Source organism: Peptoniphilus sp. oral taxon 836 str. F0141, from assembly GCF_000179335.1.
Lineage (GTDB): Bacteria > Bacillota > Clostridia > Tissierellales > Peptoniphilaceae > Peptoniphilus_A > Peptoniphilus_A lacrimalis.
The window spans coordinates 26,213-51,016 of the sequence record NZ_AEAA01000100.1 but is presented as its reverse complement, the minus strand read 5'-3'; the positions used below and the strand labels follow the sequence as shown (position 1 = coordinate 51,016).

At 30.9% G+C, this 24,804-nt stretch carries 25 protein-coding genes and 1 pseudogene; 23 read left to right on the top strand and 3 right to left on the bottom strand.

What is annotated here, in order from left to right; genetic code table 11:
* Positions 1 to 33: 33 nt before the first annotated feature.
* The 10 genes and pseudogenes from HMPREF9131_RS04990 (at position 34) to HMPREF9131_RS08245 (ending at position 8,368) form a co-directional block, all read left to right on the top strand.
* Positions 34 to 1,176 carry an acyl-CoA dehydrogenase gene (locus HMPREF9131_RS04990; RefSeq protein ID WP_004826161.1) on the top strand — a complete coding sequence of 381 codons (1,143 nt, stop codon included), beginning with the start codon at positions 34 to 36 and terminating at the stop codon, positions 1,174 to 1,176.
* A 14-nt stretch (positions 1,177 to 1,190) separates the two neighbouring features.
* Entirely contained in the window at positions 1,191 to 1,994 is an 804-nt protein-coding gene (locus HMPREF9131_RS04985; RefSeq protein ID WP_009345728.1) for an electron transfer flavoprotein subunit beta/FixA family protein, read from the top strand.
* 12 nt (positions 1,995 to 2,006) lie between these two features.
* A complete protein-coding gene (locus tag HMPREF9131_RS04980; protein WP_009345753.1) occupies positions 2,007 to 3,017 on the top strand; it encodes an electron transfer flavoprotein subunit alpha/FixB family protein in 1,011 nt (336 codons plus the stop codon).
* Positions 3,018 to 3,226: 209 nt separating this feature from the next.
* A complete protein-coding gene (locus HMPREF9131_RS04975) occupies positions 3,227 to 3,847 on the top strand; it encodes an AMP-binding protein (protein WP_009345781.1) in 621 nt (206 codons plus the stop codon).
* Between the two features lie 395 nt (positions 3,848 to 4,242).
* Entirely contained in the window at positions 4,243 to 4,572 is a 330-nt protein-coding gene (locus HMPREF9131_RS08490; RefSeq protein WP_009345764.1) for a hypothetical protein, read from the top strand.
* Positions 4,557 to 5,042 carry a hypothetical protein gene (locus HMPREF9131_RS08485; RefSeq protein WP_009345745.1) on the top strand — a complete coding sequence of 162 codons (486 nt, stop codon included), beginning with the start codon at positions 4,557 to 4,559 and terminating at the stop codon, positions 5,040 to 5,042. The genes HMPREF9131_RS08490 and HMPREF9131_RS08485 overlap by 16 nt, the downstream gene beginning before the upstream one ends.
* A 116-nt stretch (positions 5,043 to 5,158) precedes the next feature.
* On the top strand, positions 5,159 to 5,581 hold the full coding sequence (locus HMPREF9131_RS08480) for a polysaccharide deacetylase family protein (RefSeq protein WP_009345756.1): 423 nt from the start codon (positions 5,159 to 5,161) through the stop codon (positions 5,579 to 5,581).
* A 455-nt stretch (positions 5,582 to 6,036) separates the two neighbouring features.
* On the top strand, positions 6,037 to 6,207 hold the full coding sequence (locus tag HMPREF9131_RS08375; RefSeq protein ID WP_009345750.1) for a DUF6364 family protein: 171 nt from the start codon (positions 6,037 to 6,039) through the stop codon (positions 6,205 to 6,207).
* 62 nt (positions 6,208 to 6,269) lie between these two features.
* A complete protein-coding gene (locus tag HMPREF9131_RS04955) occupies positions 6,270 to 7,187 on the top strand; it encodes a site-specific DNA-methyltransferase (protein ID WP_009345784.1) in 918 nt (305 codons plus the stop codon).
* Between the two features lie 243 nt (positions 7,188 to 7,430).
* Positions 7,431 to 8,368, top strand: a pseudogene (locus HMPREF9131_RS08245) (IS30 family transposase).
* Between the two features lie 100 nt (positions 8,369 to 8,468).
* Here HMPREF9131_RS08245 and HMPREF9131_RS04940 read toward each other — a convergent pair.
* Complete coding sequence (locus HMPREF9131_RS04940) at positions 8,469 to 9,041, bottom strand: restriction endonuclease (protein ID WP_009345709.1); 573 nt, start codon at positions 9,039 to 9,041, stop codon at positions 8,469 to 8,471.
* Positions 9,042 to 10,068: 1,027 nt separating this feature from the next.
* Here HMPREF9131_RS04940 and HMPREF9131_RS04935 point away from each other — a divergent pair.
* From HMPREF9131_RS04935 to HMPREF9131_RS04905, 7 genes are all read left to right on the top strand, one after another.
* Positions 10,069 to 12,372, top strand: a complete 2,304-nt coding sequence (locus tag HMPREF9131_RS04935) for a phage/plasmid primase, P4 family (RefSeq protein WP_009345748.1) — start codon at positions 10,069 to 10,071, stop codon at positions 12,370 to 12,372.
* 163 nt (positions 12,373 to 12,535) lie between these two features.
* Positions 12,536 to 12,937, top strand: coding sequence for a hypothetical protein (locus tag HMPREF9131_RS04930; protein WP_009345738.1), 402 nt, complete (start codon positions 12,536 to 12,538; stop codon positions 12,935 to 12,937).
* A gap of 111 nt (positions 12,938 to 13,048) precedes the next feature.
* Complete coding sequence (locus tag HMPREF9131_RS04925; RefSeq protein WP_009345752.1) at positions 13,049 to 13,261, top strand: hypothetical protein; 213 nt, start codon at positions 13,049 to 13,051, stop codon at positions 13,259 to 13,261.
* A gap of 146 nt (positions 13,262 to 13,407) precedes the next feature.
* Positions 13,408 to 14,355 (top strand): phage major capsid protein, encoded by a 948-nt coding sequence (locus tag HMPREF9131_RS04920; RefSeq protein WP_009345734.1) that lies wholly within the window; start codon positions 13,408 to 13,410, stop codon positions 14,353 to 14,355.
* A 5-nt stretch (positions 14,356 to 14,360) separates the two neighbouring features.
* On the top strand, positions 14,361 to 14,537 hold the full coding sequence (locus tag HMPREF9131_RS04915) for a hypothetical protein (protein ID WP_009345793.1): 177 nt from the start codon (positions 14,361 to 14,363) through the stop codon (positions 14,535 to 14,537).
* Between the two features lie 72 nt (positions 14,538 to 14,609).
* Positions 14,610 to 16,247 (top strand): recombinase family protein, encoded by a 1,638-nt coding sequence (locus tag HMPREF9131_RS04910; RefSeq protein ID WP_009345730.1) that lies wholly within the window; start codon positions 14,610 to 14,612, stop codon positions 16,245 to 16,247.
* An 82-nt stretch (positions 16,248 to 16,329) separates the two neighbouring features.
* Positions 16,330 to 16,800, top strand: coding sequence for a hypothetical protein (locus HMPREF9131_RS04905; protein ID WP_255348611.1), 471 nt, complete (start codon positions 16,330 to 16,332; stop codon positions 16,798 to 16,800).
* A gap of 100 nt (positions 16,801 to 16,900) precedes the next feature.
* Here HMPREF9131_RS04905 and HMPREF9131_RS04900 read toward each other — a convergent pair whose 3' ends face one another.
* Together HMPREF9131_RS04900 and HMPREF9131_RS04895 are read right to left on the bottom strand one after the other, a co-directional pair.
* On the bottom strand, positions 16,901 to 18,733 hold the full coding sequence (locus HMPREF9131_RS04900; protein ID WP_009345790.1) for an LTA synthase family protein: 1,833 nt from the start codon (positions 18,731 to 18,733) through the stop codon (positions 16,901 to 16,903).
* A 193-nt stretch (positions 18,734 to 18,926) separates the two neighbouring features.
* Positions 18,927 to 19,721: an FIVAR domain-containing protein gene (locus HMPREF9131_RS04895; RefSeq protein ID WP_009345722.1), complete on the bottom strand. Its 795-nt coding sequence runs from the start codon at positions 19,719 to 19,721 to the stop codon at positions 18,927 to 18,929.
* Between the two features lie 284 nt (positions 19,722 to 20,005).
* Between HMPREF9131_RS04895 and HMPREF9131_RS04890 the strand changes: the two genes are divergently transcribed.
* Genes HMPREF9131_RS04890 through HMPREF9131_RS04865 form a run of 6 tightly spaced genes read left to right on the top strand, consistent with a single transcriptional unit; the run spans position 20,006 to position 24,803 of the window.
* Positions 20,006 to 20,926, top strand: a complete 921-nt coding sequence (locus tag HMPREF9131_RS04890) for a substrate-binding domain-containing protein (RefSeq protein WP_009345792.1) — start codon at positions 20,006 to 20,008, stop codon at positions 20,924 to 20,926.
* A gap of 25 nt (positions 20,927 to 20,951) precedes the next feature.
* Entirely contained in the window at positions 20,952 to 21,863 is a 912-nt protein-coding gene (pstC, locus tag HMPREF9131_RS04885) for a phosphate ABC transporter permease subunit PstC (protein WP_009345783.1), read from the top strand.
* Positions 21,860 to 22,735 (top strand): phosphate ABC transporter permease PstA, encoded by an 876-nt coding sequence (gene pstA / locus HMPREF9131_RS04880; protein WP_009345762.1) that lies wholly within the window; start codon positions 21,860 to 21,862, stop codon positions 22,733 to 22,735. Before pstC ends, pstA begins: the two co-directional genes overlap by 4 nt.
* On the top strand, positions 22,735 to 23,490 hold the full coding sequence (gene pstB, locus HMPREF9131_RS04875; protein WP_009345736.1) for a phosphate ABC transporter ATP-binding protein PstB: 756 nt from the start codon (positions 22,735 to 22,737) through the stop codon (positions 23,488 to 23,490). The genes pstA and pstB overlap by 1 nt, the downstream gene beginning before the upstream one ends.
* A 1-nt stretch (position 23,491) precedes the next feature.
* Positions 23,492 to 24,118 carry a phosphate signaling complex protein PhoU gene (phoU, locus tag HMPREF9131_RS04870; protein WP_009345788.1) on the top strand — a complete coding sequence of 209 codons (627 nt, stop codon included), beginning with the start codon at positions 23,492 to 23,494 and terminating at the stop codon, positions 24,116 to 24,118.
* Between the two features lie 4 nt (positions 24,119 to 24,122).
* Positions 24,123 to 24,803 carry a response regulator transcription factor gene (locus HMPREF9131_RS04865; protein ID WP_004826166.1) on the top strand — a complete coding sequence of 227 codons (681 nt, stop codon included), beginning with the start codon at positions 24,123 to 24,125 and terminating at the stop codon, positions 24,801 to 24,803.
* Position 24,804: the final 1 nt, after the last annotated feature.

The following is a 24,804-nucleotide window of genomic DNA, read 5'->3' as shown; positions in this document are numbered from 1 at the left end:
CTCTTTATATAATCAAAGTTAGGGGGATTATAAATGGATTTTAGAATGGACAAAGAACATCTACTTTTACAACAAATGTACCGTGCATTTGCTGAAAATGAAGTAGATCCTGTTGCAGCAGATGTTGATGCAACTGAAGAAGTTCCAATGGAAAACGTTAAAAAATTAGCTAGATATGGATTCTTCGGAATACCATTTCCAAAAGAATACGGTGGACAAGGGGCTGACTACTTAGCTTACTCAATGGCTGTTGAAGAACTTTCAAAGAAATGTGCAACAACAGGCGTAATTGTTTCAGCACATACTTCATTGTGTTGTGCTCCCATTTTCGAAAATGGAAATGAAGAACAAAAGAAAAAATACTTACCTGATTTATTATCAGGACGTAAAATCGGTGCTTTCGGTTTAACTGAACCAGGTGCTGGTACTGATGCCTCAGGTCAAAAAACTACTGCAGTTCTTGACGGAGATGAATATGTATTAAACGGTTCAAAAATATTTATTACTAACGGTGGATTCGCTGATGTATTCGTAGTAATTGCTGTTACTGATAAAACAAAAGGATACAAAGGAATTTCAGCTTTCATAGTTGAAAAAGGAACTCCAGGATTCTCTGTTGGTGAACCAGAAGATAAGATGGGAATTAGAGGTTCTTCTACTTGCGAACTTATTTTTGAAGATTGCAGAATTCCAAAAGAAAACTTACTTGGAAGAGAAGGAAAGGGTTATACATTAGCTCTTAAGACTCTTGACGGTGGTAGAATTGGTATTGCTTCTCAAGCTTTAGGTATTGCAGAAGGCGCTATTGATGAAACTGTTAAATATGTTAAAGAAAGAAAACAATTTGGTAAGAGAATTTCTCAATTCCAAAATACTCAATTCCAACTTGCTGATATGCAAACAAAAACTGATGCAGCACAATTATTAGTTTATAGAGCTGCTAGCACAAAAGGCAATGGAGAAGAATATATGCATCAAGCAGCTATGGCAAAATTATTTGCAGCTGAAAATGCAAGTGATGTAACTAGAAGATGTCTTCAATTATTCGGTGGATATGGATACACAAGAGATTATCCAATTGAAAGAATGATGAGAGACGCTAAGATTACTGAAATTTATGAAGGTACATCTGAAGTTATGAGAATGGTTGTCTCTAACTGGATGGGCGTTAAGTAATAGGAGGCTTTGAGATGTTAAAAATAGTTGTTTGTATGAAACAAGTTCCGGATACTAACGAAGTTAGACTTGATCCTGTAACTAATACATTAATTAGAGAAGGAGTTCCAAGTATTATTAACCCTGATGATAAGTCAGGTCTTGAATGTGCTTTAAGATTAAAAGATGCTGATCCTGATAATGTTCATGTAACAGTTCTTTCAATGGGACCTCCACAAGCTGATGTTGCTTTAAGAGAAGCTCTTGCAATGGGAGCTGACGATGCAATTCTTGTATCTGATAGAGCTTTTGGTGGTGCTGATACTTGGGCTACATCTTGTACTATTACAGGTGCTCTTGAACATTTAGATTATGATATTATCATTACAGGACGTCAAGCAATTGATGGTGATACTGCACAAGTTGGACCACAAATTGCTGAACACATTGGAATCAAACAAGTTTCTTATGTTGAAGGACTTGAACTTTTAGAAGATAAATCTGGTGTTCGTGTTCAAAGACAATTCGAAGATAGATATCATGTAATAGATGTTAAATTCCCATGCTTAATCACTGCAATTGCTGAACTTGCAGAACCAAGATATATGAGCGTTGGCAAAATTTTTGATGCATATAAAGTTGAAATTCCAATGTGGGGATTAAAAGATATTGAAGATAAACTTGACCTTTCAAATGTTGGATTAAAGGGTTCTCCTACAAGAGTAAAGAAATCCTTCCCTAAACAAGGTAAGGGAAAGGGAGTTCTTCTTACAGATTTAACTGCAGATGAAGCAGCTCAAGCAATAGTAGCTAAACTTCAAGAAAAGTATATAATCTAATGGAGGCTTGAAATGAGTAAAGATATTTATGTATTTATAGAACAAAGAGATAATAAGCTTGAAAAAGTTGGTATTGAACTTTTAGGAAAAGCTAGAGAACTAGCTGACAGATTAAATGAACAAGTAGTTGCTATGCTTATTGGCGAAAAGGTAAAAGGACATAGCGATTTATTGATTCATCACGGAGCTGACAAGGTTATAGTTATTGAAGATCCAATGTTAAAAGAATATGTAACTGAACCATATGCAAAATCAGTTTTCCATATTATCAAAAAATATGAACCAGAAATAGTACTTTTTGGTGCTTCTTCAATAGGAAGAGACTTAGCTCCAAGAATGGCAGCAAGAATCCATACAGGACTTACTGCTGACTGTACAAAACTTGACATTGAAGATGAATCAAATTTACTTCTTATGACAAGACCTGCTTTTGGTGGTAACTTAATGGCAACTATCGTTTGCGAAAACTTCAGACCACAAATGGCAACAGTTAGACCTGGCGTAATGCAAGCTATGGATAGTGATACTTCAAGAACTGGTGAAGTTATTGAAGAAAAACTTGAATTTACTGCTGAAGATATGAACGTTAAGATTGTTGACGTATTGAAACACGAAAGCAAGAAGAAAGATATTACTGAAGCTAATATCTTAGTTTCTGGTGGACGTGGACTTGGTGGACCAGAAGGATTCAAGCCACTTGAAGAATTAGCTGAAGTTTTAGAAGCTGAAGTTTCTTCATCAAGAGCTGCTGTTGACTCAGGCTGGATAACTAAGGACAGACAAGTTGGACAAACTGGTAAGACAGTTAGACCAGAACTTTATTTCGCAATTGGTATTTCAGGAGCTATCCAACATTTAGCTGGTATGGAAGAATCTGATTTAATTATTGCTATTAATAAAGATACTGACGCTCCAATGTTTGAAGTTGCAGACCTTGGTGTAGTTGGAAACTTAAATGCAGTAGTTCCAAAGTTAACAGAACTTATTAAGAAAGAAAAAGCATTAAAAGCTGAAATTAGTTAATTAAAATTAATTTATAATCTTAAAAGAGTTGCTATAGATTTTTGTAGCAACTCTTTTTTTATGGGTCTATAATAGTTCTATAATATCTGTTGGGGAGTAAATCTATAAAAGATATATTTTAAATGGAGCAAAAATTTATTAAATTGCTAGCAAATCCCTTTTCTTGCAAATTAAAAAGGTAAATGTTAAAATTTATTTTGAGGTGTAAAATGATTTTAATTGATCAATTGGATGAGATTTGCAAAAAATTTCCAGATAAAATAGCTATTGTAGATAAAGAAAAAAAGATTACGTTCAGAGAACTTAGACATAAGGCTAGGAGCTTTGGATTTTTTATAAGAGAAAATTTTTCTTATGAAAATGAACCGATTATGGTTGAAACTTCTAGAGATTTAGAAACAATAATATGTTTTTTTGCTATTTTATATTCAGGAAATTTTTATGTGCCGATTGATTGTGAAATGCCTTATGATAGAATTTTATCTATAAAAAATACTTTGAATTCTAAGCTTGGTATTTATCATCACAAAAACATTTTTACAGATTCAGCATTATCTTTTGATTTTGAAAAAAATTATGAAATAGACGAAAATAAACTGATAAATTTCAGAAGAAAAATAATTGATATAGATCCTTGCTATGTACTTTTTACTTCAGGAACTACAGGGGAACCCAAGGGAGTTGTCATTAGTCACTTTATGATTGTTGATCTTATGGAATGGCTGGGAAATACTCTTGGCTTAAGCCATGAGGATAAAATTGCAAGTCAAACCCCCTTCTTTTTTGATGCTTCCGTTAATGATATATGTTTATTATTAAAGAAAGGATAGTTTTGGAATTTCACCGACGAGTAAAGCACTTAAGCTTTTTCAAATTATAAGGACAAGTCTACTTGTTTTTATTGGCAGATACTTTACAAGGTCTGAGAATTTATCTCAAGCTATTTTTATGCTTAAAAAAACTTTTACGGATAGGAATTTCAGATTTGGACAAATTGGCTTAAAAGCGTCAGATTATTTGATTCTATTTGTTTCTGTCTTAATTCTTTTTATTATTTCATATAGCGAAGAAAAAATATAGATGTAAAAGAAAAAATACTTGAATTTAGACCTTATTGGCAATTTGTATTTATATTTTTAGCATTAACCTATGTGTTGTATTTCGGTATTTTTTCAAGTAATTTTACCGCTGTTGATTTTATATATAGGAATTATTAGGTGAAAATATGAAAGAAAAAAGATTTAATATTATTTTTTTAACAGTATTTTTTATTATTGCTGGTTTTATTGCATTTTTAAATATTTATACAGATCCTTTTAATGTTTTCGGGGATAAATTCTTCAAGTGGTATACTTATGATTTTACACAAAACCCTAGAACTGCGAAGATAGAATATATTAAGGATAAAAATTACCAAAATTTTATAGTTGGAGCGAGTGGGGCTTCTTCTATTCCAATAAAAACTTTAAAAGAATATACGGGTAAGGATTATTTTAATTTATTTTCCTATGGGGCAGATCTTTTTGTGGCGGAAAAAATGTGGAATATTTATTAAAAAACTATAATGTCAAGTCAATAATTATGCCCCTGACAATATCATCAGCTACAAAATTTAATGAGGAAAGAAATTCTCTAAATTATTATATGAATCCTTATGTTTCTGGAGAAAGCAAGTTTAATTTTTATGGCAAGTATCTTTTTGAATCTCCTTTAAATAGAATTGAAAAGATAAAAAATTCCAAGAAAAAATCTTATGTTCAGGAGAGCTTTGATGTTTTTAATATTGACGGTTCTTATGACAAGAGCCAAAGAGATATAGAATATATTGGAAATATTGAAACTTACAAAAATAATTACGGTTTTAACAAGGCCTATTTTCATGTGGAAATGTCTCATATGGATGAGGCCCTTTCTTCTATTAGCCATATAAAAGATCTATGTAGAAAAAGAAATGTAGAAATAACTTTTATCCTTTGTCCCATGTATGATGAGGAAAATAAAAGGTATGATAAAAAAGAATTTTAAACTTATTATAATAAATTATCTGCCATAACTCCTTTTTGGGATTTTACAGGAACAAACTATGAATATGACCCAGATTTTTTTATGATCCATCTCATTTCAGAAATGCTTTAGAAAAGATGATGGTTGAGAGGATTAATGGAAATAGAAAAGATTTCGGAAGATATATAGATAAGGTAAGTTATCCCCAATATGGGCAAAATAAAATAGAAGAAAAATCTTTTTATATTTTTGAACTTCACCATATAGACGAAAAACCTTCAAATGATTATATAATTACAAAGGAAAGGTTTGAAAATATTTTAAAATTTTTAAAAACCAACAAGATTGAAACAGTTTCCTTTGAAGATATTTATAATTATGTAAATAATAATGGAAGTCTTCCTGACAAATTTTGCATTTTGACCTTTGATGACGGATATAAATCCAATTATGAAATAGCTTATCCCATGCTAAAAAAAATGGCTTTAAGGCTCGTTAAATTAGGGATTTTAAAAAATCTTAATCAGGGAGTCTTTAGGTGGCAAGATAAAAGGCTGTGAGCTAAATGCTCATGGTCTTTTTTTGTTTCAAATTAAATTATGTATCATTTACCTTTTTTAAAATGTTAATATAAAAGCCTCGTCCAATCTTAATATTCCATTAGGCATATTTATAATGAATACCATAAGTCTTCCCTGTATTAGTATCCATATTATTTCTTTTTCTCATATTAGTTATCATCTTATTAAATATAATAAGATCTGTATATAAGTTTACTTATGTTGAACTTGTAATTATGTATTCACGATTATTTCATAAAATCAATTTAATAATTTGAAATTACTTTGTATATTGAATAAAACTATCTTGATGACATATATTTAACTTGAGTTATCAAGAACCATACAAGCAAAAATTGTTTACTATTTTCCGTTAAAATGGTATTATATACCTATAAAGTATGTATTAAGTAAGTATTAAGTAAACATTAAGTAAGTATTAAGGAGGGTGTTTTATGTATAATAAAAATAAAAAAAGGGTCACTATAACTATTACTCAAAAAGCTCATGATAAAATAAAGACATATGCTAAAGAGAAACATACATCAGTATCTGGTGCAATAGAAAATTGGATTTGGAATGAATTAAAAATTAGTGAGGACATAATAGTCGAAAAGAATCGATAAAATATAAAAAATAGTAGCAAAAAATTTCCAATGATTTGGATTAATATTAAGGAGATATTTGTATGGAAATAGATAATTTCAAAAATAAAATTATAACAGGTAATTGTTTAAATGTTTTAAAAAAATTACCGGACGAATCAATTGCTGGATGCATAACTGATCCGCCATATAACTACGAATTTATAGGAAAAGACTGGAATCAATACGAAATAGAAAGAAGGATGGAAAAAGTCAACTCTAAAACCTCATCAACACTTGTTAAAAATATACCTTATGGAAGTGGTCTATCTGGTGGAGTTAGAAATAAAAGATGGTATGAAAAAAACAGAAAAAATATTTTAGAATATAGAGAATGGGTTAAAACTTGGGCTAAAGAACTTTATAGGATTTTAAAGCCTGGCGCATATGTTATGGTTTTTAACAGCACGAGAACATCCGCTCATATACAAGTTGCATTTGAAGATGAAGGATTTTACGCTAGAGATACTATTGTTTGGCGTAGACAAAGCGGTATCCCAAAAGGATTGAACGCTGAAAAAAAATTGGAAAAAATGGGGGCTAAAAATCCTGAAATTTGGAGGGGTTGGCACAGTGCGTTAAGAAATGAGTGGGAAGCAATAACGGTTATTCAAAAACCTTTAATTAATAACTACATTAATACTTTAACTCTATATGATGTCGGATTATTAAAAACTGAAAGTGAAGAAATAAATGGGTTCCAATCAAACATTATTGAAAACATTAAAAGAGATTCAAAGAATAATACAAATACACATATTACAATAAAACCTTTACAATTAATTGAGAAATTAATTTCAATGAGTATTCCCATTCATAAAAATAACATAGTCATAGATCCTTTTTTAGGGTCCGGGACAACAGCTGTAGCTGCAAAAAAGCTAGGTTTAGAATGGATAGGCATTGAAATAAATCCTGACTACGTCAAAATAGCTGAAGAAAGAATAAGGATTATGGAATAGAGTATCTGAGACATAAATAAAAAACTTAAACCAACTTTATGAAAGCTATTAATAGGCACGATAGCACACGTGTGGGTTAATATGAGCTATAAACATATTACATTAAATGAAAAAATTAATATAGATACACTAAATTATAGATTGTAAAATCAAATGCGACACTAACATAAAATAAAAACCCATAACAAAATCAATTCATGTAAAATGTAATTACCACAAAACATAGACATGAAGGAGATTGTTATGAGTCATAAATATATTACCATGGATTGTAGAAGTAAAATAGAGGTTTTAAATAATGAAGGTTACTCAGCCAGAAAGATAGCAAAATATTAGGTTATCATCATTCATCAATTAGTAGAGAGCTAAAAAGATGTAAGGACAAATACGATGCAAAAGAGGCTGATCTTGACTACTCTATTAATTCTAAAAATAAAGGTATAAAGTCAAAATTTACTGACGATTTAAAAGAATTTATCAAAGAAAAGCTAGAGGCCACCTGGTCCCCTGAACAAATAGTGGGCAGATATTTCAGAGATGAATTAAGCTTTAAAATAATCTATAATTGGATATATAAAGGGCTTTTGGATATATCTGTTAAAGTTTTAAAGATAAAAGGAAAATCTTTAAAAGCTAAAGAAACAAGAGGTAAATTTAATATAGGAACATCTATTTATAAAAGACCCAAAGTTGTAAAAAAACGTGTGGAATTTGGTCATTAGGGGCTTGATACAGTAGTCTCATCTAGAGTTAAAAGTAAAGGATGCTTAGCGACATTTGCATAAATGAAGACTCGTGCACATTTTGCAATAAAAATGCCAGATCGCAGTAAAGATTCTATGTTAGATGCTATATACACTTTAACAAAAGAATTGCCACAAGGAGCATTCAAGAAGTTTACATCAGATAGAGGTAAAGAATTTGCTTGTTATGAAGATATAGAAAGTGAATTAAATATAAACTTTTATTTTGATGATCCATATAGTGCTTGGAAAAGGGAAACTAACGAAAATAGCAATGGTTTACTTAGAGAATTTTTTCCTAAGAAAACTGATTTAGCTAAAATCGAAGAGGAAGATTTAATAGATGCTATTTATAAAATAAACTCTAGACCGAGAAAATGTCTAGAGTTTGATACACCATTTGAATGTTTTATACATGAATTAAATTTATTAAGCTAAGTGTCGCAATAATTATTGCAAATCAACATGTTAAAAACACATATCTGGTTGAAATATCTATATAAGATTTTTAAAATTATAAGTCTGATTATAACAAGTGCTATCTATGAATCCAAAATTCATCTTCATAATTTTTTAAAAGTTCTAAGACATTTATCCCAGTAATTTCTTTTATAAACTTAAATGTTTCTTCGGAAGTATAGGTTTTCCATCCGCCGCTATGTATAGCTGTCATAGCTGAAGGTAAATTATCATCTCTGACCATTAAAAATACTGGTTCAAATCCAAGATCGATTAGCATTTTCCCATACTGTTTAAACTTCTTCAATGTGCCAGAATCTCCAGAACCTACTCTATATTTTGTATCAATTGCGTACTTGCCAACTATTAAATCATAAGGTTCATCAGCACCATATCTTTTAGCAGGCTTATACAAATTAGGGACACTATTTTTAAATATCTCAATAACAAATAATTGCCAAAACATTCCTAATTCTCTTCCCCAATATTGACGATTTTCTCTTTTTATTTCTGGGGTGATATTAAACAACTCCATAATTGGATCCAAATCATTATTTTCTTTCCCATAAACTTTATCTGTAAAACTTTTTGAATATTTTTTAATCAGTTTATTTAAACTCTTTTGTAAATCTGGTGAAATTTCATTATTCATTTTTATCCCCCTTTTTTCAATTTGATAAATTAATAAATTTTTATATATGAAACAATAATCTTAAAATCTTTGTTATGAAGACTGGCTTTATTAAAATTCAATATTATTCTAATAACAATTTTGTCAAATTCTGAAAAATTTTAACTGATAGATTAATTATATCATATTTGATATTGAATACCAGCAATCAGGTGTATTGAAAACTATATATCGTCAAATATTAATAATATTTACAATCTATTAAGACGGATTTATTTCCGTCTTTTTTTAATTCAAAGAATTAAATCTTCTAAACAACTAATCAAAACCACCATTTTTGTCTTAGGGCTAGTGAAGGGAGAAGTATTTTTTAATAACCGGAAAATTCATCCTAATTCCTACTTATACAGATAGATGAAGAAATAATTACTCAAAACCTTTAAAAATGTCCTGAGTCTATTAAGAGAAGAAATTTTTTAGCACAGGTTTAAAAAATTATGTTTTTCTTCGCCTGTGATATGAGAGGAAAAATAAAACCTAACAAAACTATCAAAAATGTCTTAGGGCTAGTGAAGGGAAGTATTTCTTACTCAAAGATATTTTACTTGTCTTTAAATCTTTAAGAAAAATTTTAAAGTTACCTACTCAAAGTAGCCTGATTTGTCTTAGGGATAGTAGAGGAAGAAATTTACATTAATCAAAAGTATCAAAAATGTCCTGAGTCTATTAGGAGAGAAAAATTTTAGGATAGGTTTAAAAAACCATGCTTTTCTTCGCCTGTGATATGAGAGGAAAAATAAAACCTAACAAAACCATCAAAAATGTCCTAGGGCTAGTAGAGGGAGAATTTTTCTTACAGGTTTAAAAAGTGCTGAATTTCTTTGCCTGTTATTTAAGGTAAGGAAATATTTTTCAAAATAACCGGAAAATCAAATCCTAACTTTACTTATACAGGTAGAGGATAAAAATATTACTCAAAATTCTTCTAACTGTCCTAAGGAATATGAGAGGATATTTCTTCTTCAAAAAATATGAAAGGAGTAGATATGTGAATTTAGAAAATATACCAGAATATCTAAAAGAAAATGCAAGCTGGTGCTTATGGAAATATGAAACAAGAAATAATAGGGAGACAAAGATACCTTTTAATCCAACTACAAACGGCTATGCATCAGTTAATGATCCAAAGACTTTTACATCCTTTGATAAAGCATCTGAAAAACTTAGTTCCTATGATGGGCTTGGAATAAGAGTCGATGGAAAACTCGTAGCTATTGATGTTGATGACTGTGTAATTAATGGAGATTTAAATGATTTTGCAAAGGAAATAGTTAGCCATTTTCCACAGTCATACATTGAATTTAGTCCAAGTGGCAAGGGGCTTAGAATCTTTACTTTTCTACCAAACTCAATAACTTACAACAATGACATCTACAAGATGAAAACTAAAGAAGTTGAAGTCTATGTATCTGGATTTACTAATCGCTTTGTAACTGTGACAGGTCATGTTTATCAAGAAGGTGAGATCGTAGAAGAACCTGAAGGGCTTCTATGGCTTTTAGAAAAATATCTGAAAAGAGAAAAACAAAGTAATACTACTAAAAAAATTTTTAAAAGCTATTTAAGTGATGAGGAAGTTATTGAAAAGGCATCTAATGCAAAGAATAACGAGAAGTTTTTAAATTTATGGGCTGGAAACATTAAAGCCTATCCTTCTTCAAGTGAAGCAGATCTAGCCTTAACTTCAATTCTCGCTTTTTATGCAGGTGGAGATGTCGATCAGATAGATAGGCTCTTTAGACAATCAGAACTTTTTAGGGATAAGTGGGATGAAAATCGAGGAGGAAAAACTTATGGAGGAATAACCATTGAAAAAGCAATCTCCTCTTTAAAAGAAGTCTACAAACCTATTTTAAAAATAGACCCAAGCATCGAGTTTGACCTATCTATTGAAAAGTTGAAAGAAATGGGACTTCCCCTATCTTCAAAGTATTCATGGACAGATATAGGTGCAGGAAAAATTTTCGCAGACTTTTATAAGGATTCTCTTCGCTATGTACCTGAAAGGAAAGCCTGGTATTTCTACGAAGAAGGAATCTGGATAGCTGATACTGGAAGTTTAAAAGCTATGAAATTATGCATGAATCTTGCAAACCTCCTTCATATCCTTGCCCTTGATATTGAGGACGAACATAAAAGAAAGGCTTATGTCAAATTCTCCAACAGATGGCAAGCAAGAGGTTATAGGGTCAGTGTATTAAAAGATGCAGAGGTTCATCATCCATTAAATGTATCTGACTTCGATAAAGATCCATACCTTCTAAACTGTACCAATGGGACTTTAAATCTAAGAACAATGGAATTTTACGAACACAGAAGTTCTGACTATTTAAGCAAAATGGCTGATGTTATCTATGATCCTAACTCATTAAATGAAAGGTGGAATAGATACATTGATGAAATTATGAGTGGAGATAAAGAAAAAGCTAAGTTCCTACAAAAGATATTAGGTTATGGGCTTACAGGAGATACAAGGCATGAGTGCATGGCAATTCTTTATGGAATGACCACAAGAAATGGCAAAGGAACTCTTTGTGAATCCATATTAAAAGTTCTTGGAACTTATGCCTGTGCATCAAGACCTGAGACCCTGGCTCTAAAAAACAAAGTAAATAGCTCTGGACCTAGTGAAGAGATAGCAAGACTTGCAGGAGTACGCTTTGTAAATATTCCAGAACCAGGCAAGGGACTACCCTTAAATGTTGCACAAGTTAAAAGTCTTACTGGTAATGACACTATTAATGCAAGGTTTCTACATGAGAACTCCTTTGACTTTAAACCTCAATTTAAAATCTACATCAATACCAACTACCTACCCATAGTTAATGATGTGACTGTATTTACCAGTGGAAGAATGCTCATCATTCCCTTCGACAAGCACTTTACCGAAGAGGAACAGGACAAAACATTAAAGACAGAATTTGCAAAAGAAGAAGTAAAGTCTGCAATCCTTAACTGGCTTATTGAAGGCTACAAACTTTTACAAAAAGAAGGACTAACAATTCCTGATTCAGTAAAAGATGCAACATTAAAATATCAAAAGGAATCAGATAAGATAGCTATCTTTATGGAAGATTGCTTAGAAGAAGGAAAGGATTATGAAGTTAGAACTTCTGAAGTTTACGAAAGATATAGGTCTTGGTCTTTAGAAAATGGCTACTATCTTGAAAGCATGAAGACCTTTAAACAGTCTTTAGAATCCAAAGCAACCATCAAAAGAAAAAGACCTAAAGATGGAAAACACAAGACCACAGTCCTAATAGGCTATAGGTTAATTTCAGAATTTCTATAAAGTCTGTGGCAATGTGGCAGATGAAAATTTTAATTTAGAAATCTTGTATCTATATAGATAATACTTTTTTACCTGCCACACCTGCCCTCATTTAAGGAGGTGGTGCTTATGATTGTGTGTAATTAGAAGTTTAAGCAAAGTTAAAAAATTAGGAGGAATATAAATGATTACAAAAGAAGATTTAGAAAGAAAGTTTACTTTAAAAAATAAGATTGTCGTGACTTCCCCAAAGGGAATATCCACAGAGTTAAAAAGAGAAAAAGATTATAGGTATGTCATCAAAAAAGATGAAAGCGAAATCAAGCTGAATGACTTAAAAGACTTGACTGAATATTGTAAGGATATGTGCCTTTACAGAAACAATGAGAAAGTCACTGAAGACTTATTGGAGAATGCCTTTAAGCTACGAGATACGATCATTCTTCATAAGACAGACAATACACCTGTAAAAGTTGTCAAAGAAAAAATTTATAACTACACACTGGATAATCAAGACACAGTTATTCCATTCAAGGGAACAGAAAGTATTGTAGACTTTCTAAAGCAAAATAATTTTAACCTATAAATAAAAGTGGCAATGTGGCAGGTAAATATATAGGACTTAAAACTTCTATTCTCTTTGGGAAGTTTAGTTTTCACCTGCCACACTGCCCCATAAAATTTGAAAGGAGCAAAAATGATTATTGGAGATATTTTTGAAAAAGATAAACTCACAGCTGTGGACTTAAATAACACTAAGTATGAAGTTCTAAATGTAATTAATAAAGATAAGGATAAAATCATCCTGGCTAAAGGAGACAAGTCTTATCTTGTAATTGATGGAAGATTTAAAAATATGTTTTTCCCTTCTTTAAAAGAAGCCGAAGAATATATTGAGAGTAAAAAATAATTTGTGACCCAGGGGGCGTCCTAATCTCTAGGAGACTTTTTCCTATCAACGGTGCCGCCCTCTTACGCACAAAAAGACGGGTTCAAAGGGGGTATTAAAAATGTATTTAATACCCTGGATAATATAAAAATATAAAGGAGAAATTTATGTTAATTAAAGAAAAATCAAAAAGAAACGAAATATTGTCAGCTAATTCCTATAAAACTAATCTATGGAACTATTTAAGAAACAAGGATGAATCATCTTATTCAGATATTAAGGCTCTTGGTCTTATCCAAGATGGCTCACCTTTTATGGATGCAGAAAGCACAGAATACTTTAGAGAAACACTTGCAGAAAAGAGCGTAGTTAGAAAAGAAGCTACAGTTTTAAAAAACGATGTAGATTCATCTTCTATTGTAACTTTCCCAAGTAAGTCTATGGCAACGTGGACAAAAGCAGGAGAACATGACCTATTTGCAGATGCCTTAGAAATGAAAGATGTGGATGTGAATTTAGAATACAACACATTATCTAAATTAATCACAATCCACGAAGATTTTCTAAATAGTCCTCAAACTAAGATTGAAAAAATAATCTTAGATACCTTTGCTCGTAATTTTGCCAAGGCAGAAGATAAAGCTTTTATCACTGGATCTGGTAATGGAGAACCATTAGGATTTCTAGTAGACGAAGATATTAAAAGCCTATCAGCTACAAAAGAACTAAAGCTTGATGACTTGAAAAAACTATTCTTCTCTTTGGATAGTGAGTACAGGGAAAATGCAAAATGGATAATGAATGATAAAACTGCTCTTTATCTTCAAAGCTTAAAAGATGGTCAAGGTAACTTCTTGTGGAATCAATATGATGGCACTTTCATGGGAAAAGAAATTCTAATCTCAAACTTTATGCCAGACATTGATACAGGTTTAAAACCTATCGCCTTTGGAGACTTTTCAAACTACTGGATTGTTGAAAGACAAAATCCAACAATAAAAAGATTGTCCGAGATGTTTATTCTTAAACAACACCAAGGCTTCATCATGAGAGAATATTTAGACGCCAAGCTAATGGATAAGGATTCAGTCCTTACTTTAGCCATTGAAGGATAATGCCTATGGTAGAAACTAAAAAGAATGAGATTAAAAAGTCGGAGAATATTGAAGTATCTGGCACAATCTTTACAATTCATTCAATGGAAAGTGAAAATGCAAAAAAGAGTGTGGCTCAAATCATCAGAAAGCTCATATTAAACAATGTGGATACTTTGAATAGATCTAATTTATCGGCTTAATTAACTTGATATAGTCTGAAAAGTACGGGAATATGTAATTGCCACTTGAAGGCTGTCCTAAAGGAGGAAAATATGGAACAATTAAATAGACAGTCTTCTTACTTTTCAGATAATGAAAAGATTACAGCATTATACTGTAGGCTTTCAAGAGATGATGAACTTCAAGGCGAAAGTAACTCCATAAGAAATCAAAAGGACATATTAGAAAAATATGCTCTGGATATGGGATTTAAAAACCTAGAGTTCTTTGTAGATGATGGTTATTCAGGAACGAACTTTGATAGACCCTCTTGGAATAAACTAAATGGTTTAATTGAGGATGGAAAAGTTGAAAATATTATTGTAAAAGATATGAGTAGACTTGGCAGGGATTATCTAAAGGTAGGATTTTATACAGAAGTCTTATTCCCAGATAATGATATACGATTCATTGCCATTAATAATGGTGTGGATTCAAATAACCAAGTAGAAAATGACCTTACACCTTTTATTAATATCTTCAACGAGTTCTATGCTAAGGACACAAGCAAAAAAATAAAGGCTGTTTTTAAGGCTAAAGGTCAAAGTGGGAAACCACTGACAACTAATCCTCCTTATGGTTATTTAAAGGATAAGGAAGACAAAAATAAGTGGATAGTTGATGAAGTTGCAGCTGAAACTGTAAAACTAATTTTTAATCTTTGTATTAAAGGATATGGTCCAAGTCAAATTGCAAGTGAACTAAAGAGTAGAAAAATTCCAACTCCTGCTGAACATTTTAAGTCTATAGGACTCAATTTCCCTGTTGACACTCCAGAAGAGGAATGTAATTGGAATCCTGCTACAATATCTACTATTTTAGATAGAGATGAATATCTAGGAAAGGTCATAAACTTTAGAACAAAGAGAAAATCATACAAGACTAAGAAAAGTGTAGACAATCCAAGGTCTGAATGGGCAATATTTGATAATGTTCATGAGCCGATTATTGATGAAGAAACCTTTGATATTGTAAAAAGGATAAGAAAAACAAGACGAGTTCGTAACAGCTTAGGAGAAATGCCTGCCCTATCTGGTATGCTCTACTGTGCAGACTGTGGAGCAAAATTGTATCAAGTGAGAGGTAAAGGCTGGTCTCATGATAAAGAATACTTCGTTTGTGCATCCTATAGAAAGCAAAAAGGCAAATGTACTTCACACCAGATAAAGAACATTCAAGTTGAAGAAATTCTTCTGAGGGAAATTAGGAAAGTTACAGCCTTTGCAAAAGACCATGAGGAAGAATTTGTAGATTTAGTTTTGAAGAAGAAAACCAGCGAGTTAAATCAGGTATTAAGAAGTCAGAAAAAGGAATTAGAAGATTCTAAAAATAGAATTGTAAAACTCGACTCTATCGTTCAAAACCTCTATGAAGATAACTTGGAAGGCAAAATATCTGACCAAAGATTTGAAAAAATGGCTAAAGCTTATGATGAAGAAGAAATTTCACTTCAAAAAAGAATAGCTGAACTTGAAGAAACTATTTCAAAATCGCAGGAAGAAGAACTTAATGTGGAATCATTCCTAAAACTTGTAAGAAAGTATACGGATATAAAGGAACTTGATCCAGAAATAATTAGAACTTTTGTAGATAAGATTTATGTAGAACAATCAGAAAAAGTTCCAGGTACAAATTTAAAGAAACAAACCATTTGGATTTATTGGAATTTTATAGGGAAAATTGACATATAAAAATCGGCACAAAGGTTAATACCTTCATGCCGATTAAATTTTAAGGAAATAAATCCCTAATTAAGAGCCCCTTAAAGCTACTATTTTTCCAATAGGAAAAACTATGGGAATGGATAAATATCCTGGAACTGACAGAAAAATAATACCACATTTCACCATAAAAGAAGCAAAAGAAATGTCAGATATTATTGAATTCGGCTCTCACAGTTTTTGGATGCACCAATCTTTGCGTGAAAATAATATATGCTTTAGACAAACGGCAAAAATTCTTAAAGGAGAAAGTGAAGATAGTTATTTACAAGACTTTAAAGAAGACAGTCGAAAATTTAAAAAAATTTATAGGGAATTTTCTACAAAAGACCCCATTGTTTTTGCATACCCTGAAGGGGATTATGATAAGCTCAGTGAACTTGCTTTGGAAGAAGAAGGTTATAAAATCAGCCTGACCTCTGATGAAGGGGAAAATACCATAGTAAAAAATTTGCCTGAATCTTTAAAAAAATTAAGACGTGTAAATATTGATGAAAATAGGAATTTAGAAGAATTAAAATAAGCTTTATAAATATTTATAAAGCTTATTTTAATTAATTTCAAAACTTTGATTTTTATAATAAAAACCTTACATTCTCTAAAAGTATTTAATTTTTTATGATCTACTTATTGTTTAATAGTTCATTTAAGGCATCTTTTTCCATAAGTTCTGTTGAATAATCTAAGGTGACAGTAGCCTTAGTTGACATTTTTTTGGCATCTTTAGTGGGCAAAATTTTTCTTGTTTTTCTATCTATCAGTCTGGAATTTTCAAAAACTCCATCACGAGAATATTCAAAAAGCTTATCGTGTGTAATAAATGAACCTTTTAAAAGATAGGTCTGAGGAAATACAGCATTATTATTTACATCTTCTGAATTTCCTAATAAGTCAATACCAAATGTTGGAATTTTACTCATATCCCATCCCATCAGGTTTAATACAGTTGGGTAGAGATCCAATTGGGAACCAATGTTATCTCTGATAAGATTTTCTTTATAGTTTGGAATATGAATTATAAGAGGAATATTCATCATTGTATCATAATCAACTTTTCTTTCTAGCCATCTTTCTAAAGACGCTACACTTTCTTTATTATTCATTGTCATTGCATGGTGATCTCCATAGATTACGACCATAGTTTTATCTAAAATTCCATTATCATCAAGTTTTTGGAAAAATTCTTCTATTGCATTATCTGTATATCTTGCACAATTTACATAGTTATAAACATATTCTGTCTTATCCCCAGCTTCTTTTTTTATTTGTCTTAATTCCTTGGGAAGATTGAAGGGGGTATGCGTAGTAAGAGTTACCATAAGTGCAAAAAAGTTTTTTCCAGTCTTATCAATATCTGATAAAGGACCTATAGATTGGTTGAAAAAGCTTTTATCTGAAAGCCCCATTATTATTTTGTCCTTTTGCTCATAATTTTCTCCAAGATAAATATGAGTGAAATTAAAATTGGGATACACTTTTTGCCTATCATAAAATTTGCCTGTATTTGCGTGCATAGCAACAGTTTCGTATCCATGTTCTTTTGCAATTTTAGGAAGTGCATAAGATTTTTTTCCGAAGTAGACACTATAGGCTTGACCTAATAGAGTTGGATAAACTGAAGACATTGATACAAATTCTGCATCTGATGTGTTCCCAAAACCTAAAAGTTCAAAATAATCATTGAAGTAAATAGTGCCTTTTGCTTTTGTGAGCCTATTTAAAAATGGTGTAATTTCTTCTCCATTATATGTTTTGTTTAAAAAAGTATTTTGTAGGGATTCACATTGAATGAATATTATATTTTTTCCTCTAGCAAGTCCTGTAAATTCGTTAGATTTAATTTGTCTATTTTTGTAGTAGGATTTTATATCTATATTTTTTGCTATCTTTTTAAATTCTTTTTTCTCCATTTTTTTATTAATGGGTCCCAAGATATTAGTTGCATAAATTTCTGTGCCAAATACTCCCTTAATAAAAAATAAGGGGGTAAAGAGAATAATTATAAGAGAAAGCACACAGATGGAAAAATTTTTTATAGAGAAAAAATTTTTATTTTTTGAAAAGCTTATAGTTATTATAATAATTATTGCAAGTATTATCATAAGTCCCATAAATATATTCAAGTCGTTTATGATAACTGGTACTATTGATCTAGCTTCTTTTGCTAAACCAACTCTTTCTAAAATATAAAAGCTTCCAAATTCTTTAAAATAAATTGATAAGCATATTTTTAATAGGGTCTGAGCAAGTATAATAAAAGATTTATAAATTTTATAAGGGAATAAATTTAAAATTGATAAATCAATGATACTTGTAAAGATAATAGTTAGAAAAATTGGGAAAAAGCTTATTTTCGTGCTGGTATTGACAAGAGTTCCTATGTAAAATATTGAATTTAAAATAATATATAACAAAAAATATAAAAAAAAGGAAAAGGAACAATATTGTTTTTTCAAAATATCACCTCACAAATTAATCTGTATTTTTCATTATATAGTATTGTAAAATTTTAGTAAATAAATTTAACTGTTTGAAGTTTGGATAATTTTCTTAAGTTTTTGTCACTTTACATATAAAAAAATGTATCAACCTTAAGATTTAATATACTTAGGTTGATACATAAAATTATTCATTGAATTATTTTATTTTTTAGATTTCATAATCATCAACTGTAGCCTTAGCAGCAGCAAGAGCATTTTCCCAGTTAGAAGATAATTTTTTGTCTACATTTTTATATTCATTGGAATTTCTTATTTTGTTTTCTTCTTTTATCATTTCCTTTAAGTCAAAAATATCTCTCACATTAATTTTTTCTTCAGCTTCTAAAAGGTCATAATAAGCATTTTGTCTTTGACTTTTACTTGCTATTTTGTCTTTAGCCACAGATTTAGTGGCAGCTAGAGCACTTTCCCAGTTAGAAGATAATTTTTTGTCAGCATTTTTATATGATTTTGAATTTCTTAGCTCGTTTTCATAGCTTATTCTTCTTAAAATCAAACCTGCGTAGTCATTTGACAAAGATTTTTGTGCATCTTCAAGACCGAAAATGGCATTTGCAATTTGTTCTTCGCTTGCTTTTTCATCTGTAGAAATAGATTTTGCAGCGGCAAGAGCATTTTCATAATTTGCCTTATCTTTTTGAGTAGCTTTGTTGAAATATTTATTTGCTCTAACTTCTTTATCTTTTAAAATTTCAGCCTTTAATTTAGAAATATTTGTAACTTTTAGCTTGTTTTCTGCATCTTTTAAAGCATTTAATGCATTTTTAACTTGTTTGATGTCAGCTTTTTCAGTTACTTTCTTATCAGCTATTTTTACATCATTTATTTCTTCTTTTTTTGTATTTTGATCAGAACTTTGAGCAAATAGGTTTGAAGTCATTGGACCTACGCTTAAAAGTAGAGCAAGGGAAAAAGATAATACTCTTTTTTTATTTAGTTTCATACTAACCTCCAAATTTATTATTTTATATTATTATATATTAAGCCTATGAAAAAAATTTGTATAAAGTGTTACAAATTCATAAAAAACAGATTAAAAATTGGTTAATGTGATAATTCTTTCTTAGATTTTTCTTATAAATTTTTAGCATGTTAAAAATTTTACAAAAATCCTATAATTGTAAATTATTTTACATATATTTTACATAACTTATCTTTCTTATTTACATTGGGCTAATATAATTCAAAGTGAAATAAATTTCTATTATTTTTGAAAGGATGAGAAAAATGAATTTAAAAAAATTAGGTAAATTAGCTATAGTTATAGGACTTGCCACAACTTTAGCTGCTTGTGGAGCAAGTAAAGACAGCGCAAATAACAAATCAGCAAATACTTCTACAGAAGGAAATAAGACTGAAACAGCTTCTGCTGATTTAAGTAAGATTAATGTTATTTCAAGAGAAGCTGGTTCCGGTACTAGGGGTGCTTTTACAGAAATCACAGGTGTTCTTGAAAAGAAAGACGGACAAGAAGTTGATAATACAACTGAAGAAGCAGCCGTTCAAAATTCAACCGATGCAGTAATTACAACAGTTTCAAATGACCCTGCATCTATTGGCTATATTTCTCTAGGTTCTCTTAACGATACAGTTAAGGCTCTTAAAGTAGAAGGTGTTGAAGCAACTCCTGAAAATGTTAAATCAGGTGAATATAAAATTGCAAGACCTTTTAATATCTGCTATCAAGAAGGTGCTGATGAAAAAGCCCTTGATCTTTTAAAATTTATCGAATCTGATGAAGGACAAAAAATTGTTGAAGCTGAAAAATATATACCTGAAGTTAGTGGAAAGACATATACAGCTATTGACAATGATGCCCATATAACAATTGCAGGTTCAACTTCTGTTACTCCCCTTATGGAAAAATTAGTTGAAGCTTATAAAGAACTTAATCCTAAATTTGAAGCTGACATTCAAGCAACAGGTTCATCTGCTGGTATTCAATCAGCTATTGACGGAACAGCTCAAATCGGTATGGCTTCAAGAGAACTAAAAGATGAAGAAGCTCCAAAAGTTAAGGTTGATGTAATAGCAAGAGATGGTATAGCTGTAATAGTTAATAAACAAAATCCTGCTGAAGATGTATCTCTAGCATCATTAAAAGATATTTTTACAGGATCAATGACACAATGGTCAGAAGTAAAATAAGATAGTTTTTTGGTCAAAGATTGGAATGAAATATATGGATCAAACTAAGAAAGCAGTCCAAAGTAAAAACCAAACAAAGTTATTTTCAAAGGAAGAAGTATTTAAGTATTTCTTCCTACTTTGTTCTATATTGTCAATTTTCTTTTTACTATTAATTTGTATATTTATATTTAAAGATTCCATAAGCTTCATTGCAAAAATAGGAGTAAAAGATTTTATTTTTAATTCTAAGTGGACACCACTAAATAAGCCTGCATCTTATGGTATTCTTTCTACAGTTATAGGCTCTTTAGTAATAACAACAGTATCTTGTATATGCGCTGTTCCACTTTCTATAATGGCTTCATCTTATTTGGCATTTGACTGTCCAAAAAGAATATATAAATTTTTAAAACCGGGTTTAAATTTAATGGCAGGTATTCCGTCAATAGTATACGGGTTTTTTGCTCTTAATATTATTGTACCTATTAACAGAGCTATTTTTGGCGGAGATGGTATGAATATGCTTTCTGCATCAATTCTTTTAATGATAATGGTACTTCCTACAATAATATCCATGTCCGAGGCATCACTTAGAACTGTTCCTAAATCCTATTATGAAGGTTCACTTTCATTAGGAGCAACTCATGATGAAACCTTAACAAGAGTTATGATTCCGGCAGCCAGAAGCGGTATTTTTGCCGGAGTAATTTTAGGAGTGGGCAGGGCAATAGGAGAAACAATGGCAGTAATTCTTGTTGCGGGTAATCAAACAAGAGTAACATTTAATTTATTAAAGGGAATTAGAACAATGACTACTAATATAGTAATGGAAATGGGCTATGCTTCAGGTACCCATAGAGAAGCTTTAATAGCAACATCTGCCGTATTATTTATTTTCATTTTATGTATAAATATAGGATTCTTCTATATGAAAAAAAGAGGTGAAAAGAGATGATATATTTATTGGGATTTATCTTAGCATTAGTGGGTCTTGCTTTAGCTTTGCATATTTTTGGTAAAATATCTTATTACAAAATTTTCTCAAGATTTTCAATAATTTTTACCTTTGGTATGCTAATGCTTATTGTTGTATTTGTAATTGTTAAAGGACTTTTCTCCTTTAAACTTTCAATGCTTTCGCTACATTACACTACAAAAAATGTATCTATGGGTCCTGCTATTGTGACAACAGTAATTACGGTGTTAATGGCAATTCTTATAGCCAGTCCAATAGGCATTTTTACAGCCATTTATCTTGTAGAATATACTGATGTAGAATCAAAACTTGTTCAAACTATTAGACTTGCAACAGAAACTCTTTCGGGTATTCCGTCAATTATTTATGGTTTGTTTGGAATGTTATTTTTCGGTATGCTGTTAAAATTTGGATACTCAATATATTCAGGTGCCTTTACTGTTGCAATTATGATTTTGCCTATAATTATCAGAGCAACAGAAGAAGCGTTGAAATCTATACATCCCAGCATCAGACAAGGTTCTTATGCTTTGGGTGCAGGAAAACTTCGTACAATATTTGTGGTAGTTTTGCCCATAGCCATACCTGGAATTTTATCAGGTATTATTCTTTCTGTTGGGCGTGTAATTGGCGAAACGGCAGCACTGATGTTTACATTAGGAACTTCAACCGCAATGCCCAGAAGTTTAAGCGCTTCTTCAAGAACTCTTGCCCTCCATATGTATATGCTTTCATCTGAAGGCTTATATGTAGGCGAAGCATATGCCACAGGGATGGTTTTGTTAGTTTTAGTTTTAATTATTAATTCAATTTCTTCTAAACTTGCAAGTAAATTAATGGAGGTTAAATAATGGAAGAAAAAATAAAGGTGGAGGATTTAGATCTTTTTTATGGAGATTTTCAAGCCCTTCACAGTGTAAATTTAGATGTGAGAGAAAATGAAATTCTTGCTTTTATCGGTCCGTCCGGTTGTGGTAAATCAACTCTTCTAAAATGTTTGAACAGGATGAATGACTTAGTTGTCGGTTGTAAAATAGAAGGGAAAGTTACCTTAGACGGTCAAAATATTTATGCAAAGAATTATGATGTAAATAATCTTCGTAAAAGAGTCGGTATGGTTTTTCAACAACCCAATCCCTTCCCAATGTCAATTTATGAAAATATAGCCTATGGTCCAAAAACTCATGGTGTTAAGAATAAGGCTAAGCTTGATGAAATTGTAGAATCTTCATTAAAACAAGCAGCTATTTGGGACGAGGTCAAAGCAGATTTAAAGAAAAGTGCACTTTCCTTATCCGGAGGTCAACAACAAAGGCTATGCATTGCCAGAGCCATTGCAGTTAATCCGGAAGTAATTTTAATGGATGAGCCTACTTCAGCTTTAGACCCGGTTTCAACCGGAAAGATTGAAGATTTAGCTCAAGATTTAAAAGAAAATTATACTATTGTAATTGTAACTCACAATATGCAACAAGCTTCAAGAATTTCAGACAAAACAGCTTTTTTCTTAAATGGGGTAATTGTTGAACAAGGGTCGACTTTGGATATTTTCCAAAATCCAAAGAATGAAAAAACAGAGAAGTATATAACAGGGAGGTTTGGTTGATATGAGAGAAAGATTTGACAAGGATTTAGATAAACTGAACAATCTTTTGTTGGAAATGTCAATGTTAATTGAAAATGCAATTAAAAAGTCCATCTCTTTATTTAAGGAAAAAGATGAAAAAGTTGCACAAGAAGTTTATAATTATGAAGAGAGAATAGATATTTATGAAAGCATAATTCAAAAACATTGTCTGAAACTTTTTGTAGAACAGCAACCGGCTGCCGGAGATTTAAGAAGAGTTTCTTCAGCTCTAAAGATGATAACCGATATGGAAAGAATTGGGGATAATGCAAGAGATATTGCAGAAATTTGTATGATTTTACCGGATGGTTATGATGAAAAGTTTCCGATAATTTATAAAATGGCAACAGCAACTATTGATATTGTAAATAATTCAATAAACTCTTTTGTAAACGGTGATCTTGAAGTTGCTAAAAAAATTGATCGTGAAGATGACATAGTTGATAACTTTTTTGTAAGTATAAGAGATCAACTGGTTGACGAAATTAGGAACGGATTTGATCCGGCAGCTGCCATAGATTTTATTATGATAGCTAAATATCTTGAAAGAATAGCTGATCACGCAGTTAATATAGCTGATTGGGTAATATTTTCAATAGAAGGATGATTAGATGATTGTTTATGTTGTAGAAGATGATACTTCTATCTTAAAGTTAATTGAATATTCTTTAAAGAGCAAGGGGTATGAGGTAAGTTGCTTTGAAAACGGCAAAGATTTCTTTAATCAGTTGAGTCTTAAGTTGCCGAGTTTGGTTCTTTTAGATATTATGCTACCGGATATTGACGGTATTGAAATTTTAAAGAGGTTAAAGGCAAATCCAATGACCGCCGGAATTTGGGTTATGATGATAACAGCCAAGACAGGTGAATATGATATTATTTCAGCCTTGGATTTAGGCGCTGATGATTATATTAAAAAACCTTTTTCTGTAATGGAGCTTTTATCAAGAGTTGGTGCTATAGAAAGACGTGCCAATACTACAAATTCAAATGAAAAATTTATTAAATTCAATGGTATAGTTATAGATAATTTAAAAAGATTGGTAACTATTGATGAAAAAGTTGTAAATTTTACTTTTAAAGAATATGAGCTTCTGAAATATCTAATATTAAATAAGGATATAGTTATTTCAAGAGAAAAACTTTTAACTTATATCTGGGGTTATGACTATGAAGGTGAAACTAGGACTGTTGATATGCATATCAAGCTTTTAAGAGATAAATTAGGAGATAAGAGAAAGTATATTAAGACAATAAGAGGTGTCGGATATATGCTTTCAAGTAAGGAATAAA